The sequence below is a fragment of the Citrobacter sp. R4 genome (assembly GCF_026719175.1).
Classification (GTDB): Bacteria; Pseudomonadota; Gammaproteobacteria; order Enterobacterales; family Enterobacteriaceae; genus Citrobacter_A; species Citrobacter_A sedlakii.
This window is the reverse complement of record NZ_JAPPSU010000012.1, coordinates 45,698-63,828: the sequence shown is the minus strand read 5'-3', so window position 1 is coordinate 63,828 and position 18,131 is coordinate 45,698. Positions and strand designations below refer to the sequence as shown.

Annotated in this window: 21 protein-coding genes; 3 read left to right on the top strand and 18 right to left on the bottom strand. The window is 55.5% G+C overall.

What is annotated here, in order from left to right:
• Position 1: 1 nt before the first annotated feature.
• From fliQ to fliF, 12 genes are all read right to left on the bottom strand, one after another.
• On the bottom strand, positions 2-271 hold the full coding sequence (gene fliQ / locus OOJ60_RS20055) for a flagellar biosynthesis protein FliQ (protein ID WP_042284053.1): 270 nt from the start codon (positions 269-271) through the stop codon (positions 2-4).
• A gap of 9 nt (positions 272-280) precedes the next feature.
• Positions 281-1,018 carry a flagellar type III secretion system pore protein FliP gene (fliP, locus tag OOJ60_RS20050; RefSeq protein WP_042284050.1) on the bottom strand — a complete coding sequence of 246 codons (738 nt, stop codon included), beginning with the start codon at positions 1,016-1,018 and terminating at the stop codon, positions 281-283.
• Positions 1,018-1,392 (bottom strand): flagellar biosynthetic protein FliO, encoded by a 375-nt coding sequence (fliO, locus tag OOJ60_RS20045; RefSeq protein ID WP_060571434.1) that lies wholly within the window; start codon positions 1,390-1,392, stop codon positions 1,018-1,020. Before fliO ends, fliP begins: the two co-directional genes overlap by 1 nt.
• 2 nt (positions 1,393-1,394) lie before the next feature.
• The gene (fliN, locus tag OOJ60_RS20040) at positions 1,395-1,808 is read right to left on the bottom strand and encodes a flagellar motor switch protein FliN (protein ID WP_042284046.1); all 414 of its coding nucleotides are present in this window, start codon (positions 1,806-1,808) and stop codon (positions 1,395-1,397) included.
• The gene (fliM, locus tag OOJ60_RS20035) at positions 1,805-2,809 is read right to left on the bottom strand and encodes a flagellar motor switch protein FliM (protein WP_042284043.1); all 1,005 of its coding nucleotides are present in this window, start codon (positions 2,807-2,809) and stop codon (positions 1,805-1,807) included. The genes fliN and fliM overlap by 4 nt, the downstream gene beginning before the upstream one ends.
• 4 nt (positions 2,810-2,813) lie before the next feature.
• Positions 2,814-3,278 carry a flagellar basal body-associated protein FliL gene (gene fliL / locus OOJ60_RS20030; protein WP_042284042.1) on the bottom strand — a complete coding sequence of 155 codons (465 nt, stop codon included), beginning with the start codon at positions 3,276-3,278 and terminating at the stop codon, positions 2,814-2,816.
• A gap of 104 nt (positions 3,279-3,382) precedes the next feature.
• A complete protein-coding gene (fliK, locus tag OOJ60_RS20025) occupies positions 3,383-4,591 on the bottom strand; it encodes a flagellar hook length control protein FliK (RefSeq protein ID WP_205613072.1) in 1,209 nt (402 codons plus the stop codon).
• Entirely contained in the window at positions 4,588-5,031 is a 444-nt protein-coding gene (gene fliJ / locus OOJ60_RS20020) for a flagellar export protein FliJ (protein ID WP_042284040.1), read from the bottom strand. Before fliJ ends, fliK begins: the two co-directional genes overlap by 4 nt.
• 21 nt (positions 5,032-5,052) lie before the next feature.
• Entirely contained in the window at positions 5,053-6,423 is a 1,371-nt protein-coding gene (gene fliI, locus OOJ60_RS20015; RefSeq protein WP_205613071.1) for a flagellar protein export ATPase FliI, read from the bottom strand.
• Positions 6,423-7,130, bottom strand: coding sequence for a flagellar assembly protein FliH (fliH, locus tag OOJ60_RS20010; RefSeq protein WP_199956768.1), 708 nt, complete (start codon positions 7,128-7,130; stop codon positions 6,423-6,425). The genes fliI and fliH overlap by 1 nt, the downstream gene beginning before the upstream one ends.
• Positions 7,123-8,121, bottom strand: coding sequence for a flagellar motor switch protein FliG (fliG, locus tag OOJ60_RS20005; protein ID WP_042284037.1), 999 nt, complete (start codon positions 8,119-8,121; stop codon positions 7,123-7,125). The genes fliH and fliG overlap by 8 nt, the downstream gene beginning before the upstream one ends.
• On the bottom strand, positions 8,114-9,796 hold the full coding sequence (gene fliF / locus OOJ60_RS20000; protein ID WP_205613070.1) for a flagellar basal-body MS-ring/collar protein FliF: 1,683 nt from the start codon (positions 9,794-9,796) through the stop codon (positions 8,114-8,116). The genes fliG and fliF overlap by 8 nt, the downstream gene beginning before the upstream one ends.
• A 216-nt stretch (positions 9,797-10,012) precedes the next feature.
• Here fliF and fliE point away from each other — a divergent pair, with 216 nt between their 5' ends.
• The gene (gene fliE, locus OOJ60_RS19995) at positions 10,013-10,327 is read left to right on the top strand and encodes a flagellar hook-basal body complex protein FliE (protein ID WP_042284034.1); all 315 of its coding nucleotides are present in this window, start codon (positions 10,013-10,015) and stop codon (positions 10,325-10,327) included.
• A 67-nt stretch (positions 10,328-10,394) separates the two neighbouring features.
• On the opposite strand, the gene yedF is transcribed toward fliE, so the two are convergent.
• Both yedF and yedE read right to left on the bottom strand, forming a co-directional pair.
• Positions 10,395-10,628: a sulfurtransferase-like selenium metabolism protein YedF gene (gene yedF, locus OOJ60_RS19990; protein ID WP_000790504.1), complete on the bottom strand. Its 234-nt coding sequence runs from the start codon at positions 10,626-10,628 to the stop codon at positions 10,395-10,397.
• The gene (gene yedE, locus OOJ60_RS19985) at positions 10,625-11,830 is read right to left on the bottom strand and encodes a selenium metabolism membrane protein YedE/FdhT (protein ID WP_205613069.1); all 1,206 of its coding nucleotides are present in this window, start codon (positions 11,828-11,830) and stop codon (positions 10,625-10,627) included. Before yedE ends, yedF begins: the two co-directional genes overlap by 4 nt.
• Positions 11,831-12,015: 185 nt before the next feature.
• Here yedE and yedD point away from each other — a divergent pair, with 185 nt between their 5' ends.
• On the top strand, positions 12,016-12,429 hold the full coding sequence (gene yedD / locus OOJ60_RS19980) for a lipoprotein YedD (RefSeq protein WP_205613096.1): 414 nt from the start codon (positions 12,016-12,018) through the stop codon (positions 12,427-12,429).
• Between the two features lie 35 nt (positions 12,430-12,464).
• Here yedD and amyA read toward each other — a convergent pair whose 3' ends face one another.
• The 4 genes from amyA to fliD form a co-directional block, all read right to left on the bottom strand.
• Positions 12,465-13,952: an alpha-amylase gene (amyA, locus tag OOJ60_RS19975; protein WP_205613068.1), complete on the bottom strand. Its 1,488-nt coding sequence runs from the start codon at positions 13,950-13,952 to the stop codon at positions 12,465-12,467.
• Positions 13,953-14,019: 67 nt separating this feature from the next.
• Complete coding sequence (gene fliT / locus OOJ60_RS19970) at positions 14,020-14,391, bottom strand: flagella biosynthesis regulatory protein FliT (protein WP_181823005.1); 372 nt, start codon at positions 14,389-14,391, stop codon at positions 14,020-14,022.
• Positions 14,391-14,798 (bottom strand): flagellar export chaperone FliS, encoded by a 408-nt coding sequence (gene fliS / locus OOJ60_RS19965; RefSeq protein ID WP_042284021.1) that lies wholly within the window; start codon positions 14,796-14,798, stop codon positions 14,391-14,393. The genes fliT and fliS overlap by 1 nt, the downstream gene beginning before the upstream one ends.
• A 15-nt stretch (positions 14,799-14,813) precedes the next feature.
• A complete protein-coding gene (gene fliD / locus OOJ60_RS19960; RefSeq protein ID WP_042284017.1) occupies positions 14,814-16,217 on the bottom strand; it encodes a flagellar filament capping protein FliD in 1,404 nt (467 codons plus the stop codon).
• 255 nt (positions 16,218-16,472) lie between these two features.
• On the opposite strand from fliD, the gene OOJ60_RS19955 reads away from it, so the two are divergent.
• On the top strand, positions 16,473-17,996 hold the full coding sequence (locus OOJ60_RS19955) for a FliC/FljB family flagellin (protein ID WP_199956774.1): 1,524 nt from the start codon (positions 16,473-16,475) through the stop codon (positions 17,994-17,996).
• Positions 17,997-18,131: the final 135 nt, after the last annotated feature.

Genomic DNA, 18,131 nt, shown 5'->3' with positions numbered 1-18,131 from the left:
GTTATCCGATGATATATGGCAGGTTAGTGAACAGCGTACGCACGTAATCCAGCAGCAGGTTCAGCATCCAGGGGCCAGCGATAATGATGGCGGCAAACACAGCCACAATTTTCGGGATAAACGACAGCGTCATTTCGTTAATCTGCGTGGCGGCCTGCAATATGCTGATGATCAGACCCGTCACCAGCGCGACCAGCAGCAGCGGGGCAGCAAGCGCCAGGGCAACCTTCATCGCCTCGGTGCCAATCATCATGACCGATTCAGGTGTCATTTATTGCCTCTAACTGTAAAAGCTTTGCGCAAGCGAGCCGACCAGCAGTTGCCAGCCGTCGACCAGCACAAACAGCATGAGTTTAAACGGCAGGGCGATAGTGGCAGGCGGAACCATCATCATCCCGAGCGCCATCAGCACGCTGGCGATAACCAGATCGATGATCAAAAATGGAATGAAAATGGTAAAGCCGATCTGAAAAGCGGTTTTCAGCTCGCTGGTGACATAAGCGGGCAGCAGAATACGCATCGGAACCGCTTCCGGTCCCTGTAACGGCCCGCTGTTCGCCAGACGCGCAAACAGGGCGAGATCGGCTTCGCGGGTCTGGCGCATCATAAACTCGCGCAGCGGCTGCGCCCCTTTTTCCAGCGCTTCCTGCATGGATATTTTTTCTTCGCTGAACGGCTGATAGGCGTCAACGTAGATTTTATCGATCACTGGCGACATGATGAAAAAGGTCAGAAACAGCGCCAGCCCGAGCAGAACCTGGTTGGGTGGGGCAGACGGCGTGCCGAGCGCGTTACGCAGCAGGCCGAAAACGATGATGATGCGGGTAAAGCTGGTCATCATCAGCAAAATCGCTGGAATAAAGGTCAGTGAGGTGATAAACACCAGCGTCTGAACGGAAAGCGACCAGCTCTGGCCGCCGCCGGGCAATGGCTGAGTGACCAGACCGGGCAGTTGCGCCAGCGCGGCTGGGCTGAAAAGCCATAAACCGGCAAGCGTAAGGGACAACAAACGGCGCATCAGGATCTCCCGGAACGCTTTAACAAATTCGCCATCAGGCTGTGAAAGTTTTCAGGCGTGGAAGAGGTCTCTTCAGGCACGACGGGGGACGGCGGCAGGGTGTGTAGCACGTTGATTTGTGATGCGGTGACGCCAAGCACCAGACGCGCGTCCTCTACGTCGACAATCACCACCCGCTCACGGGGACCCAGAGAGGTGCTGGCCGACACTTTCAGCCCGCGCGTGTTGCCGCTTTTGGGCGCAAGGCCCAGACGTTTAATGACCCAGGCGGCCGCCAGAATCAGCACAATAATTCCCAGCAACGCGCCGCTGACCTGAAGCAAAGGGGAGCCGGGAACCGCGGAGGGCTGTTGAACGGAAGCCTGGGTTTGCATGTTTAGCGGCTCAGGCGACGCATACGTTCAGACGGCGTAATGATGTCGGTAATGCGCACGCCGTACTTGTCGGCGACGACCACAACTTCGCCCTGGGCGATCAGATAACCGTTGATCAGAATGTCCAGCGGCTCGCCTGCCAGACCATCCAGCGCGACCACGGAACCTTGCGTCAGGCGCAACAGTTCTTTGATGGTCATACGTGTGCGGCCTAATTCCACGGTCAGTTTAACCGGGATATCCATAATCAGATCGATATCCTGCAGCGTGCCGCTGACGTCGCCACCGCCAAGCTGCTGGAACACCGCGTCCGCCGGGCTTTTCGCCGTCGTCGTTTTTTGCTCGTTTAACGCGTCAGCCCACAGATCGTCCAATGCGCCAGTGTTCTCATCAGACGGATTATTCATGTCACTCATTTGGGCTGTTCCTCATTCAGCGAATTCAAAATCGGGTTAATCAGATGTTCTACGCGTAACGCGTACTGACCGTTAACAGTGCCATACTGGCTGGTCAGGACAGGCACACCGTCCACATGAGCAATAATGCGGTCTGGTTTTTCAATCGGCAGCACATCGCCGGGTTGCAGTTTTAAAATCTGCGAAAGACGCAGCGGAATATCGGCGAAATTCGCTACCAGCTCCAGCTCGGAATGCTGAACCTGACGCACCAGGTTGTCGCGCCAGTTCTGATCCTCATGGCGGGAGTTTTCCAGCGGCGGGTTGACCAACAGTTCGCGCAGCGGTTCGATCATGCTGAACGGCAGGCAGATGTTGAATTCGCCGGTCAGGTTGCCAATTTCGACGTGGAACGGCGTGTTCACCACGATATCGTTCGGTGAGGTGGTGATATTGGTAAACTTCACCTGCATCTCGGAACGTACATACTCGACTTCCAGCGGATTAATCGCTTTCCACGCGTCGCTGTAGCCTTCAAGCGCCAGCTTCAGCATGCGGTTGATCACCCGCTGCTCGGTATGCGTGAACTCACGGCCTTCCACTTTGGTCGGGAAACGACCATCGCCGCCGAACAGGTTATCGACGGCGATAAACACCAGACTCGGCGAAAAAACCACCAGGCCCGTTCCACGCAGCGGCTTCAGGTGGATCAGGTTGAGGTTGGTGGGAACCGGCAGGTTGCGCGCAAATTCATGGTACGGCTGAATGCGGATCGCCCCGACGGTAATATCGGGGCTACGTCGCAGCAGGTTAAACAGCCCCATCCGGAACTGGCGCGCGAAACGCTCGTTGATGATCTCCAGCGCCTGAAGACGCTCGCGTACGACGCGACGCTGGGTATTCGGATCGTAGGGACGGATATCGCTTTCACCCGCGATCCCTGCTTTCGGTTCGTCTTTCGTTTCGCTGTCGCCGTTGAGCAGCGCATCGATTTCAGCCTGAGAGAGAATACTGTCGCCCATGTCGTTACCGCAGAATGAAAGCTGTGTACAGCACGTCGGTCACGTCCTGTTTAGGTTGTCCGGCAACAAGCGGAGGGGAAAGCGTCTCTTTAATCGCCGCGATCAGCTTTTGTTTACCGTCTTCGGTAGACAGCACTGCGGCATCCTGACGTGAGAACAGCAGCAGCAGGCGGCTACGGACTTCCGGTAAATATTCGTTAAGACGCGCGCGCGTCGCCTCATCTTTCAGACGCAGCGTCACGCCGATATACAACACGCGATCGGCATCACCGAGATTCACCGTAAAGGTGTCGAGGGCAAAAAAGACCGGCGCAGGCGGAGGCGGCGGTTCGTTCGCCGCGGTTGTCGGCTTCTGCTGCATACGCCAATAGCTATAACCCGCGGTGGCGCAGGCGGCGAGGGTAATGATTACCAGCAGAGGGATCCAAATTGAGCGCTTGCTCTTTTTGTTAAGTGCGGAATCAGTCATCTGATACGGGCTTCCTGTTTCGGTACAGCTTATGGGCTGATTATCCCGTGTCCTGACCACGGCAAAGCGTGGAAAAGACGCGGATAATCGTGCTACCTCTGGCGTTAGGCGAAGATATCGACGGCGCCATTACCGCGCGCGGCAGACTGCAGCGAGGCCGGAACCGCCAGTTCGCTCTCATCATCGCCCAGCGCCAGCGCCTGTCCCGGTGTACGAGATGCATGCTGCTGCGAGGAAGAGTGCTGCTGACCGGCGAAGCTTTCGCTGCTGATGTTGCTTTGGCCCAGTTGGATCCCGCTTTCCGCCAGCTGGGTGCGCAGAACCGGCAGGGCGGCTTCCAGCGCGGCGCGAACGTGGCTGTGCGCGGAAACCATCTGCAACTGCGCGTGGTTATCATCCAGCTTAAGCGAGATCTGCACCTGACCCAGATCTTCAGGATGCAAACGTAACTCCGCGCTCTGCTGACCCTGGCGGGTGAACAGCGTGATGTGCTGGCTCAGCGATTGCTGCCATTCGTGGCTGCCGAGCGGGGCGCTCAGCACTGGCGCGGGGCTGCCAGGCTGCGCTGTTTGCGGGGTGGATGGCGCGTTGGCGCTCATTGCCAGACCCGGCGCGACGGGCGTCGGCGTGCTCTCTGCGTCAACATGATCCGTTGCGCCACCTGTTATGACTGGCGCGGCAACCGCCTGGCTTTTGGCGTTATCCGCCGCTATGCCCGGTAATGCAGCCTCTTTTTTAGCGTCTTTTAGCGTATCGCCGTCGAAAGGCGTGGCGCGCTCTTGCGACAGAGAACGGGGATCTACCCGCAGGGATGTCCCTGGTGCGCTGAGCTGCGCATCTGTCGGGGCGGTGGTGAATCCGGGCTGGCCGGGCAGCATCGCGAACAGCGCGCTCAGGCTGGCGAGATCGTCGTCGCTGAGTGCGCTTTTCTTCTCACCTTTTTGTTCTGCCTGACTCAGGACGGCCAGCGCGCTGGTTTTCTGCGACGGCGACAGGGCCGAAAACAGCGCTCCGGCGTCGTGTAGCCCTTTGAGCGACTCATCGGTTTGCGCATCTTTGGCGGCGAGGAGCGCCGTCAACTTATCGCGCGGCAACGCGTCGCCGTCCTGCGCCAGCAGCGCTTTCTGCAGTTTGCCGCCCGCAGCCCGCAGGTCGGCAAGCGTAAGCGGCGCGCCCTGACCCTGCGTGTCGCCAGCGCCAAGCGCGCCCGCCAGCAGAGCCAGGAAATCCTGCGCAGAATCCGCCGCTTTCCCGGACGGCAAGCCGGTGGTCAGATCGGTGTCGGTGGTGACCAGTTGGGGCAAGGTGATCATTCGGGTTTCCTCATTGCTGCACGCTGAGCAAATTCATCCATTTTTTTCTGATCCAGGCGGTTTTCAGCCAGTAGCGCCGCCGCGTTTTGTCTGTCCTGCAACGTCTGCCAGGCCTGCAGGCGTTGCTTTTTTTCTCGCCAGTTGTTCAGCGCCACGTCGACCTTTTGCGTCCATTGCGTTAACTGCTGACGGTGCTGTTCAACGGCTTTTTCCAGCGTCTGAATAAACTGCTGGTAGTTGATCCAGCGATTACTGGCGATCCCCTGGCTCATGTCGTTATTCAGGTTGCTGCGATACTCATTCTGGTAGTCAATCAGCATCTTGAGTTGTTCTTCCGCCTGCTGAAATCCGCGACGCATTTCCCCTAACAGTTGGGCAGCGTCATCGACCTCTTTTTCAGCGAGATCTTTGAGTGTTGCCAGTGCACCGTGTTCTGCCATGACGCATCTCCTCCTGCGTTATCATCCCGCCGGGAAAAGTAGATCCAGCGCCTGCAGGGAATCCTCCCAGTCGGCCCGTTCAAAAATACTTTGCTGAAGAAACGCCTCCAGCTGTGGCCAGAGTGCGATCGCTTTGTCGAGCATCGGGTCGCTGCCCTTAGCGTAAGCCCCGACGCTAACGAGATCGCGGTTACGCTGGAAGCTCGACAATAACTGCTTAAACTGGCGTACTTTGGCGTAATGCTGCTCGCTAATCAGCGCCGTCATGGCGCGGCTGATGGAGGCTTCGATATCGATAGCGGGGTAGTGTCCGGCTTCCGCCAGCCGCCGCGACAGCACAATGTGTCCGTCAAGGATTGCACGCGCCGAGTCGGCAATCGGATCCTGCTGGTCGTCGCCTTCGGTCAGTACCGTATAAAACGCAGTGATCGAACCGCCGCCGTGGATACCATTGCCCGCGCGTTCCACCAGCGCAGGCAGCTTGGCGAATACCGATGGCGGATAGCCTTTGGTCGCGGGCGGTTCGCCTATTGCCAGCGCGATTTCACGCTGCGCCATCGCATAACGGGTCAGGGAGTCCATGATCAGCAGAACATGCTGACCCCGGTCGCGAAAGTCCTCTGCGATCCGGGTGGCATAGGCGGCGCCCTGCATCCGCAGTAGCGGCGACACGTCCGCCGGCGCGGCAATGACCACCGAACGCGCGCGTCCGTCTGCGCCAAGAATGTTTTCGATAAAATCTTTTACTTCGCGGCCACGTTCGCCGATCAGCCCGACCACGATCACATCGGCGCGGGTATAGCGCGCCATCATGCCGAGCAGCACGCTTTTACCGACGCCGGAACCGGCAAACAGGCCCATACGTTGGCCGCGTCCGACGGTTAACAGCGCGTTGATAGGACGCACGCCGGTATCCAGAACATGCTCAATCGGCGTGCGCTGTAGCGGGTTAAACGGCGCGGTGATCAGCGCGCCGGTTTCGGTGGTGTCGGGGGAGGGCAGACCATCGAGCGGCTTACCGCTGCCGTCCAGCACGCGACCCAGCAGCGGCGGACCAAGCGGTAACTGTTTGCCGCTCTGCAGTCCCTCTCCGGCAATGTTCCTGGCGTAAACGCGCGCGCCGGGCAAAATGCCTTCGACCTCTTCAAGCGGCATCAGAAACAGGCGCTGGCCGTTAAAGCCGACGACTTCACTTTCCACTTCATGGGTTTCGGTCCCTTCCTGACGTTCAATAACGCAGGTGGCGCCCAGCGGAAGCTGCAGACCGGTCGCCTCCAGCACCAGTCCGGTGGCGCGTGTCAGCCGGCCATAACGGCGCACTGCCGGAAGCTGCGCCATTTTGGCTTCGAAATTATCCAGCGTCGTCAGCCAGCGGGTGAGACGGGTCGTCATCAGACAACTCCCGGCGCAGCCAGGCGGCAAAGTTCCTGCCAGCGGGTGGCGACGCTGGCGTCCAGATCGCCTTCATCCGCAGAAACCTTGCAGCCGCCATGATGCAGCGTCGGATCGCCGCGCAGTCGCCAGCCGTGGAGGCTGAGGGTTGCGCCGAGCATCTCTTCCACGCGCTGTAAATCATCCGGATGCACGCGAAGCTGCGGTTTGCCGCTGAACAACGGTTCCTGTTGCAACAGGTGTTGAATTTGTTTAATCAACGCCGAGTTGTCTACGGCTGGCGTCTGTCCGATCACCTGGCGGGCGGCTTCCAGCGCCATCTGCATCAGACGTGACGCAATGACGCTGTCCAGCGCATCCAGCGTATTCTGAAACTCATTGACCAGTTGTTGCATCCGCGCGTGAAGGGGCGCCTGCTGACTGCGTGCCTGCGCCTGGCCCTGTTCCAGACCTTGCGCCAGACCCTCCTGGTAGCCCTGCTCATGACCCGCTTTGCGGCCTTCCGCAAGACCGGCGTTATACCCCTGTTCGTGCGCCTGGATCTTCAGTTGCGCCAGCTGCTGTTCAAGTTGTTGTTCCGCGCTCAGTTCCGGTTCGCCGCCGTCTTCAGACGGCAGTTCTTCGCAGTGATCCACGGGCGTAAACTCCGCCAGCGGCGGGGCGAGGTCGTCTGGCGTCCAGACTTTCCACGGCAGCGCATCAGACATAGGTATCCTCGCCGCTGCCGATCACCATTTCGCCGGTTTCCGCCAGACGACGCACAATAAGCAGAATCGCTTTCTGTTCGTTCTCCACCTGCGACAGACGCACCGGACCACGGTTGGCCAGGTCGTCGCGCAGGATATCGGCGGCGCGCTGGGACATGTTGCGCAGGAACTTCTCGCGCAGCGGCTGCTCCGCGCCTTTCAGGGCGATCAGCAGCGACTCGGAATCCACTTCCTGCAGCAGGCGCTGAATGCTGCGGTCGTCCACATCCACCAGGTTTTCGAACAGGAACATCTCGTCGATAATTTTTTGCGCCAGCTCGCCGTCGAATTCACGCACGGCGGTAATGACAGCCTCTTCCTGCTGCGTTTTCATCAGGTTGATGATTTCCGCCGCCGTTCTTACGCCGCCCATTTTGCTGCGTTTGAGGTTCTGGCCGTCGAGCAGACCATTGAGCACTTCGGTCAATTCCGCCAGCGCGGCAGGCTGGACGCCGCCGAAGGTGGCGATACGCAACATCACATCGTGGCGCAGGCGTTCGTCGAACAGCGCCAGAATGTCGGCGGCCTGGCCGCGTTTGAGGTGCACGAGAATGGTGGCGATAATCTGCGGGTGTTCGTCGCGGATAAGATCGGCGGCGCTTTGCGGCTCCATAAAGTTGAGCGTCTCAATGCCGCTGGCGGTATCGCGGGTTTCGAGAATATCTTCCAGCAGGCTCGCGGCGCGCTCTTCGCCCAGCGCTTTGACCAGCACGGAGCGCAGGTACTCGTTGGCGTTAATGTTGAGCGCCGCAAACTGCTCGGCCTCTTGCTCAAATTCCGCCAGCACTTCCGTAAGCTGCTGATTAGAGATTTGGCGAACGTTCGCCATCGCCGCGCTCAGGGTCTGTACTTCCCGTTGGGAGAGGTGCTTGAACACCTCCGCCGCGCGATCTTCGCCAATGGTCATCAGCAGGATGACGCTTTTATCGGTACCGGTAAGGGCATTACTCATGATCGTTACTCATCCACTGACGAATGACCAGCGCCACCACGCGCGGATCGTTATCTGACATTTCGCGAATACGTTGACTCATCACTTCCGCGCCCAGACGCTGGTTCGCGCGACGCTGCTGAGTCTGTTCATCCTTACTGAGACGAACTTCAACGGCTTCCTGCGTTTCCTGACGCAGTTGTTCAAGTTCCTGAGCGGCTTTGGCCTCCTCAGCGCGACGCGTCAACTGTGGACGCACCGCCTTACGCCAGAGGATCCAGGCAACCAGCAGCACCAGCAGCCAGCGACCCGCCGACATTAACTGTTCGATAAAGGCCTGTTGTTTCCAGAACGGCAGGTCGGCGCTGTCGTCATCGGTGGCGGTAAACGGTGAGTTAACGACGTTCAGGGTGTCGCCGCGTTTATCCGAGAAGCCCATTGCCTCGCGAGTCAGATCTTCCAGCTGTTTCATCTGTTCAGCGGTGAGCGGCAGCGGCTTGCCATCCGGCAGGGTTTTGTAATTCACGACCACCGCCACGGAAAGACGCTGGATGTCGCCGACGTTCATTTTGGTATGGCGAATGGTGCGGTCGACTTCGTAGTTACTGGTTTCGTTACGCTGGGTGCTGCGCGGCCCGGCGTTGGTATTGGTGGTCGTCTGCTGGGCGTTTTGCCCGTTTTGCGCATTCTGCTGATTAGCCGGCGGTGTGGTAATTGGCGCGGCGTTTGCTGGCGCAGGCTGGTTGGACAGCGCGCCCGGTACGCCGCCTGGCAGACCGGAACCGATTTGTTCGCTTTCATTCACCTGACGTGAACGCAGCACCGCCTGCGACGCGTCGCCGTTCGGACGGTACTGCTCTTCCGTCTGTTCTTTATTGGCGAAGTCCAGTTGCGCGGTCACCTGTGCGTGGACATTACCGTTACCGACGATCGGCGAGAGGATCGATTCGATGCGGCGCTGAATACGGCCTTCCACGTCGCTGGCGTATTTCAATTGCGCGTCGTTGAGGTCGCGTCCGCTGGTGTTCGACTGGGTAAGCAAATGCCCGCCCTGATCGACCAGCGTCACGTTACCCGGCGGCAGCCCGGCGACAGCACTGGAAACCAGATGCACCACCGCGCTGATTTGTCCTTCGTCCAGGGCGCGGCCCGGTTCCAGATTCACCGTGACGGAGGCGGAAGGGGATTTTTGTTCACGCACGAACAGCGACGGTTTGGGCATCGCCAGATGCACGCGGGCGCGCTTGACCGGACCGAGGGTTTCGATGGTGCGCGCCAGTTCGCCTTCCAGCGCGCGCTGGTAGTTCACCTGCTCGCTGAACTGGCTGATGCCGAATTTTTCCTGATCCAACAGTTCAAAGCCTACCGCGCCGCCTTTCGGCAGCCCTTGCTGAGCCAGACGCAGGCGCAATTCATGCACTTTATCCGCCGGAACTTCGATCGCGCCGCTGCCTTCCGTAAAACGGTAGGGGATATTCATCTGGGTTAGCTGGGTGACGATCGCGCCGCCGTCCTGATCGGACAAATTGCTGAACAACGTGCGATAGTCCGGCGACTTCGCCCAGAGCACCATCGCCACGATAATCGCGACGGCGGCGGAGCCAGCGACAATCAAAGGAATTTTAGGGTTCGCGCGCAGGCGATTAAGCCACTCGAGAGGTTTAGGTTGGGTTGCAGCCGATGCAGTCGCGTTCATCTCGCACCTCGTGACTGTTCGTGGACGGCTTTATTTGCAAAGTGGAACAAGACTCACTCCCGGGTCAGCAAAATCGAAAAATTGACGGTCTCATTATTTGTGCTTTCGTTTTTTTCTATGCGGCAAAAACCGTGGTTTTTTAGCGTTATTTAACGCCTTTATCTTATTGACAAACTGGTAATCTCTGCTGCGTAAAAAATCATCCAGAGGATTATCATGTCAGCGATACAGGGGATTGAAGGGGTCATCAGCCAACTGCAGGCGACCGCGATGGGCGCGCGTGCGCAGGAGGCTTTGCCGCAGTCGACCGTCAGTTTTGCCGGCCAACTCCACGCGGCGCTGGACCGCATCAGCGACAGGCAAACCGCCGCACGCGTTCAGGCCGAAAAATTTACCCTCGGCGAGCCGGGCATCGCGCTGAACGATGTGATGACCGATATGCAAAAGGCGTCCGTGTCCATGCAGATGGGCATTCAGGTGCGTAACAAGCTGGTGGCGGCGTATCAGGAAGTCATGTCGATGCAGGTGTAGGTTTGATGCCTGGGGGTGAGCGGTGTCAGGCCGGACGGTGACGCTTGCGCCGCCATCCGGCAACGTTTTATTTCTGAATTAAATAACGGATTGTGGGACCGTCCTGCTGAATGTCCAGTACCGTGTAGCCATGGTTACGCGCATCCAGCGGGATGTTATTGATCGATTGCGGACAGTCGCTCACCACTTCCAGAATTTCCCCTTTTTTTAACTGCGGCATCGCCTCAAGCGTGGCGACGGCAGGGTAGGGGCAGGGTTCACCAACCATATCAAGACGGTAATCAGGTACGATATTTTTCATGCGGTTTCCTTAGCGGGGGTTAACCCGGCGCGGCGGAAGAAACGTTTTTCCCAACCGATAATCAGCATCAGCGCGGTAAACAGCAGCAGATAAGTCACCAACAGACCGCCAGGCGGACCAAAGGTTGTGAGCAGATTAATTTTGTCCCAGTTGGTTGCCAGCGCCGGGGCGAAGTCATCCCAGTAGTACGCCAGAATTGTAGAGCCAATGACATTACCCAGCCCAACCCACCAGTAGTGCACCTGGCCTTCCACGGCGCGGTACATCCAGCCGGTTTCGCAACCGCCGGCCAGCACGATGCCAAAACCGAACAGCAGCCCGCCGATCACGGCGTTCGGGCCAGCCCACATGATCTTCGCTTCCACGCCCAACTGCACGTAGCTGAATATCCCGATTGCGCTTACCGCCATCCCAAAGATGATCGCTTTCGCCATATGGGTACGTCCGGTGATCCACAGATCGCGAAACGCCGAAGTAAAGCAAATCTGCGCGCGTTCAATCAGCAGCCCAAATCCCACGCCGAACAGCATCGCCATACCCAGCTTCGGTTGGTTCATCGCCGTTAACAGCGCCCAGCCAATCATGCCGATAAACACCAGCATCCCTAAGCGGAAGCGGCGACGCGCCTGATCCGGCTTTTGCGTCAGCGGCGAGGCGGCGGAGACTTTTTGCATTTTGACCGGAATGCGGAAGATTGGCAGTAGCGTAAAGCGAGCGCCGAACCAGGAGCCGATGGCGGTCGCTAATGCAAAGAACCAGGCATGAAGAGAGAACTGCGGGATGCCGGTAAAGAAGGCCGCCAGATTACAGCCCATCGCCAGACGCGCGCCGAAACCGGCGATCATCCCGCCAATGATTGCCTGCATGATGCGCACCCGGCTGCGTGGAATACGCAGCTTGACGTTGTTGGCCCACAGCGCGGCGGCGAAGCAGCCACCGAACATGCCGAGGATCATCATTCCGTCGATGCGCGTCAGCGGCGAGCCGTCGAGATGAATCAGCTTGTAATAGCCCCATTCTTCGGCATGGACGCCAAACAGTTGCAGGATTTGTCCGCCCCAGCGGGTAAATTCGCCGGTGACGGCCCAGAAGGTGCCGGTGATGCCAAAATAGTAAGTGGAGAGAATACCCGCCGCGATGACCGCGGGAACGGGCGCCCAGAATTTAATTAACCAGGCGTGTTTGAAGTGTTGCCATGACATGTGTTTTGCCTCTGAACTCAGAAGGTATGAAACAAGAGTGCGGATAGTACACCACAACCGTTTTTTTGCCTGGTACTATTAAGCGGTAATACCGACTGGATCAAACTTCGCCGTTCTGTGGGAAAGGCTGGCGACATCAGGGCTTTAATGCCACAATCCCCTTTTCTTCGCATGCAGGATGAATGATGAAAAAAGTAGCAATCATTGGGGCGTTACTGATGTTAGCGGGATGCGCCGAGGTGGAAAATTACCATAACGTGGTGAAAACGCCCGCGCCGGCCGGACTGGAAGGGTACTGGCAGACGAAAGGCCCGCAGCGCAGTCTGGTGAGTCCGGAAGCGATTGGCAGCCTGGTGATTACCCACGCCGGGGATACCTTCGACTGCCGTCAATGGCAGCGCGTGATTGCGCTACCGGGTAAACTGACGATGTTATCGGGTGAGTTAACCAACGTGACGGTAAACCGCGATCTTTACGCGATCGAGCGCGAAGGCAGCACGTTAGAATATGATGGAATGACCCTGCAGCGCGTCACGCGTCCCACCGCAGAGTGCGCCGCCGCGCTGGAAAAATCGCCGCTGCCGACCCCGCTGCCCTGAACACTCCCCCGACAGGTCGCCCTGCCGGGGTATTTTTATATCGCTTCTTCTATCACCCACACGCTCACGCTGCCGCCGTTGCAGTAAAAGGTCGCTACGCCATTTGCGTCGGTTGTCACGGTTTCCTGACGATTTCCTAAAAAGTCGCGCCAGGTTTTGTTGCCGTAGTTTTCACCCAGCGTGAGCGTTTTTTCGCCGTCGTCGCCGTTCGACAGCACCACCACACAGCCGGGATCCTCTTCAGTGCCGCTGCGGCTGAAAGCGATACAGTTTGGATGGTCGAAGTAGAGTGTCTGCACGCCGTGGGCGAAACGCTGGCGCGCCAGAATAAGCTGATCGAGCTGATTAATGATCGGCATGTCGATGGGGTAGGTTCCGCCGTCGTTGCCGGTATCTTCGTAATGCGCGCCGTAAAGATCGGGATAAAAAACGGAAGGGACACCGTTTTCCCGTAGCAGGATCAACGCATAGGCCAGCGGTTTAAACCACGGCTCGACCGGGGCTTCCAGCGCCTGCAACGGCTGGGTATCGTGGTTGGCAACCAGCGTGACGGCATGAAAAGGATCGGCCTCCACCAGCGTACCGGTAAAGATCTGGCTCATATCATAGTCGCTCCCCTGACGGGACGCTTCGTGAAATTTCATTTGCAGCGGGGCGTCAAACAGCATCGTCTTGCCGTCAACCTGATTGATGTAGTTTTGCAGCGTATCAACGTCGTGCGACCAGTATTCCGCCACGATAAACAGCGGCTTCGGCGCGACCTCCTGTACGTGCTCAATCCACTCTTTATAAAACCAGGCCGGAATATGTTTTACCGCGTCCAGCCGGAAACCGTCGCAGTGGGTTTGTTCCATCACCCAGCGCGCCCAGTATTTGATCTCTTCGGTCACGGCATGATTGCGGAAGTCGATATTTTCGCCCATCAGATAATCAAAATTGCCCATTTCGTCATCGACCTGGTCGTTCCAGCCGTCGCCGGTATAGTCGTTGACGATTTTGAAAATCCCGTCCTCGGTGGGGTTTTCAATGTGGTCGATACCGCTGAAACATTTAAAGTCCCAGATAAACTGCGAATATTGCCCGGCGCGGGCAGGGAAGGTGTAGCGGGTCCAGCCTTCGCATTCGATGATTTCGTCCTCTATTTGCGTGCGGTCGTCTTCATTCACCCGCTGAACGCGAATCGGCTCTTTTTCGTCTGCGCCCATTTTATGGTTCACCACCACGTCGAGCAGAACCGCAATTTCGTTCTTTTGCAGCGCGTCGATGGCCGCCAGCAGCTGCGTCTTGTCGCCATATTTGGTGGCGATCGATCCTTTTTGATCGAACTCGCCGAGATCAAATAAATCGTAACAGTCATAACCGACGGAATAGCCGCCCGATGCGCCTTTATACGCCGGGGGAAGCCAGACCATGTTTATCCCGATATCGTTAAGGCCGTCCGCGCGCGCTGCGACTTCCTGCCAGAGTTTGCCGCCGTCGGGGTAATACCAGTGGAAGAACTGCAAAAGGGTAGGATTTTTCATCTTCCGTGCTCCAGAAATCAAAAGACAACTTCTGGAGTATGGAAGATATTTTTAAACGTGGCGGGAATTATTGTGGCGCGCTGGGGGCGTCCGGCACCAGAAGCATGCCGGAAAGGCGACCGTAAGCATTGTTGAGGGACTGCTGTCGCGTGCTCTGGCCAATCAGACCGCTCAGCTCATCGAGTCTTTTTTGCAGCAAAACCTTGAGGTGCTGTTCGTTATCCAGCGTTTGTTTAATGTATCCGGCAACAATATCCTGAATACTGCGCGTAATGTCCGGTGGAGTTTGCGTTTCAACGACCGTTTCAATACTTTGCAGATAGGTGACTTCCTGTTCCAGTAAAAGGTCCCATTCACCTCGCTGCGCAAGTTCGAGCAGCGACTGGCTTAGCAGCGCAATGCGCTGCCAACGGTTGATAAACTCCACGGCTGAGGTCATTAACGAGACTCCTGGGATGATGCTTTCGGTGAAATCTGTTTCCAGGCATCCGCGATGTTGCCGAGTAACCCTTCCACTTCTTCGATGGCCTGACTGTCATTGCGCAGATTAGCGAGCAGTAAGCGGCGGATCATATAGTCATAGAGATCGGAAAGATTGGCGGCGATGTCGCCACCATTCTCCAGGTCCAGACCAGCCTTCAGCCCGTTATCGATGATATTGATGGCTTTGCTTACGGCTTCTCCTTTCGCGACAATTTCACCCTGTTGCATAAACAAACGCGCGCGAACTAAAGCGCTATTAGCACCCTCAAACAACATCTCAATTAACTGGTGCGGGCTGGCGCTCATCACAGCGCTTTCTACTCCAACCTGCGCGTACGCTTTAGTACCGCTCGCGGTATACATATTAACCTCGTGTTATCAGGAATTACTCATCGCCGTAAATTGCTGGCTCAGATAAGTACTGGTGTTGTTCAATTTGCTCATCATGGTATCGAGCTGGGTAAACTGGGCTTTGTAGCGTGCTACGGTTTCATCAATACTGTTGCTGACAGAAAGATATTGTTTGGTCAGGCTCTTTAGCGTGGCGTTAATATTGTCCTGGGCATTATCAATGATGCCGTCGTCGGCCAGATAACCTTTAACTTCAGTGGCGATTTTTGTAGTGATACCTGTTTCTTTGCCATCTCCGACTAACAGTTCGCGAACTGAAGCAGTGTTATCTTTTAGCGATTTCGCTAATTTATCCTCATCAAGTTTGAGTTTTCCGGTTGTACCGTCCTGTGTAATGCCAATTTCAGCCATTGTCTTGAAAGTGGAATTGCTGCCACTGTTCGCAAACTGAGCGCGAATACCTGTCTGGATAGTACGTAATACGCTGTCGCCAAGAAGAGCGCCATTTTTGTCGCTTGAGGCTTCGCCCGGTTCGACTTCATTGTATTTAGTCAGGGTGCTGAAGGTATCCACCAGTGAGTTGTATGCCTCTACCCAGCTTTTGATCGCTTCAGTCGCTTTAGAATCATCTTTTGTGACGGTCACGGTAGCGTCAGTGACTTTTTTGGTCAGATTAAGTGTCAGGCCTTGCGGAGCATCGGTTACAGTATTGCTTTGACGGACAATATCAATACCGTTAACGGTAAGCTCCGCATTTTCCGCTTTGACCAATTCCTTCATGTTACCTGTGCCGGTCGTGCTGTCATAGGCAAGAAGATCATTCAGTTTGGTATCACCCTCGACAGAGATCTTCATTGTGTTGTCTGTGCCGCTTGCCGCTGTTAACACCAACTGATATTTGTCTTCAGAGACTTTAACGATACTGGCTGAAATCCCGCTGTCAGCGTCATTGATCGCATCGCGAACCGCTTCCATAGAGGTATCGCCTTTATCAAGCTTAATTTCCAGCGGTTCTTTACGTCCCGGTTGTTCAATTTTAATGGTGCGGGAAGTGACAGAGGTATCGCCTAGCTGTTCTTTCGTGGTCGCGAAAGTCGCATTGGTGGCAAGAGATTGCGCGGCGGCAAGATTCTTAACGGTAATTTTGTAAGTACCAGGTGCAGCACCTGCCGTCGTACTGACTTTGAGATCCTCGGTGGTGCTTGAAGCCGTGGTTGCTTTAAATAAATCAGCTTTATTCAGGGCGGTATTCGCAGTCTGAAATTTTTCTAATGCGCTTTTCAGGGTGCCATAGGCCGTTAATTTCGCAGTGTTTGCGCTCTGCTGGGTAGTAATAGGGGTTAAACGTCCTTTTTCGGAGGTGGTCAGGTTAGCCAGCAGCGTGTCCAGCGGTAAGTTTGAACCGACACCCAGTGATGAAATTGAAGCCATGCCTTCTTCCTTATGATTGCAAACAGTAGATAAGCGCGTTATCGGCAATCCGGAGGCAAAGTTTAATGATAATTTCGATAAAATAATGCGCAGATTAATGGCTATTAAAGCGGGTATTTCGTGCGCTAAGAAAAAAGCAGCCTGCAACTAAAAATTTTCTAAAGTTCGAAATTCAGGTGCCGATACAAGGGTTACGGTGAGAAACCGTGGGCAACAGCCCAATAACATCAAGTTGTAATTGATAAGGAAAAGATCATGGCACAAGTCATTAATACAAACAGCCTGTCGCTGTTGACCCAGAACAACCTGAACAAATCTCAGTCCGCACTGGGCACGGCTATTGAACGTCTGTCTTCCGGCCTGCGTATCAACAGCGCGAAAGACGATGCTGCGGGTCAGGCAATTGCTAACCGCTTTACATCCAACATCAAAGGCCTGACTCAGGCTTCCCGTAACGCCAACGATGGTATCTCCATTGCGCAGACCACTGAAGGCGCGCTGAACGAAATCAACAACAACCTGCAGCGTGTGCGTGAACTGGCTGTTCAGTCCGCGAACAGCACTAACTCTCAGTCTGACCTTGACTCAATCCAGGCTGAAATCACTCAGCGTCTGAACGAAATCGACCGTGTTTCAGGTCAAACCCAGTTCAACGGCGTGAAAGTTTTGGCAAAAGACAATACTCTGACCATTCAGGTTGGAGCGAACGATGGCGAAACTATCGATATTGACCTAAAGCAGATCAATTCCCAGACACTGGGGTTAGATTCGCTAAATGTGCAGAAATCTTATGATGTTAAAGCAGAAGCTGTAACTACTGGTACAACAGTAAGCTATGTGGATACTGCTACAGCAGTCAAAACCCCTGACGCGACTGCAATTAAAAACGCGCTGGGGGACCCCAAAGATCCTGTTGGGGATACTTTTGATGCGGAAATCAGTTTTAAAGATGGGAAATATTATGCCACTGTTAGTGGTGATTCAGAAACTGGCGCTACGACTAAAAATGGAAAATATGAAGTCAATGTTGATAAAGATGGTAACGTAAGTTTTGCCACTTCCCCTACACCACTAGCGGCTGGAACTGACGTTGGTGCCAAAGCTGACTTTGTTAAAGCAGAACAGGTTGGAACCCCAGTAACAGTAACTGCAACCGCAATCCAAGCGTTGAAAGATGCTGGAATTGATCCGACAGCGGCTGATGGTGCAAAATTAGTAAAAATGTCTTATACGGACAAAAATGATAAGACAATTGATGGTGGTTACGCTTTAGAAGTTGGTGGTAAACGATACGCTGCAACTTATAATGAAGGGAAAGTTGAAGTTAAAACCACTACCTATACTGATACTTCAGGTAAATCTGCAACAGCGTTGAATCAATTAGGCGGTGTTGACGGAAAAACCGAAGTGGTAGATATTGATGGTAAAATTTATACTGCAGCTAAAGCAAAGGGTCATAATTTTGAGACTGAGCCTAAATTGGCTGAGGCTGCTTCTGCAACTACAGATAATCCGTTGCAGAAAATTGACGCTGCTCTGGCACAAGTAGATGCACTGCGTTCCGATCTGGGTGCGGTACAGAACCGTTTCAACTCAGCTATCACTAACCTGGGCAATACCGTAAACAACCTGTCCGAAGCACGTAGCCGTATCGAAGATTCCGACTACGCGACCGAAGTGTCCAACATGTCTCGTGCGCAGATCCTGCAGCAGGCGGGTACCTCTGTTCTGGCGCAGGCGAACCAGGTTCCGCAGAACGTTCTGTCTCTGCTGCGTTAATTTACGCGTCCTTCTCAAACCCCGCTACGGCGGGGTTTTTTCTCTCTGGCTGTACCGGTAACCTCTAAATAACCCCTCATTTCACCCATTATTCATCCAATTAAAACCCCTGCAGAAACGGATAATCATGCCGAT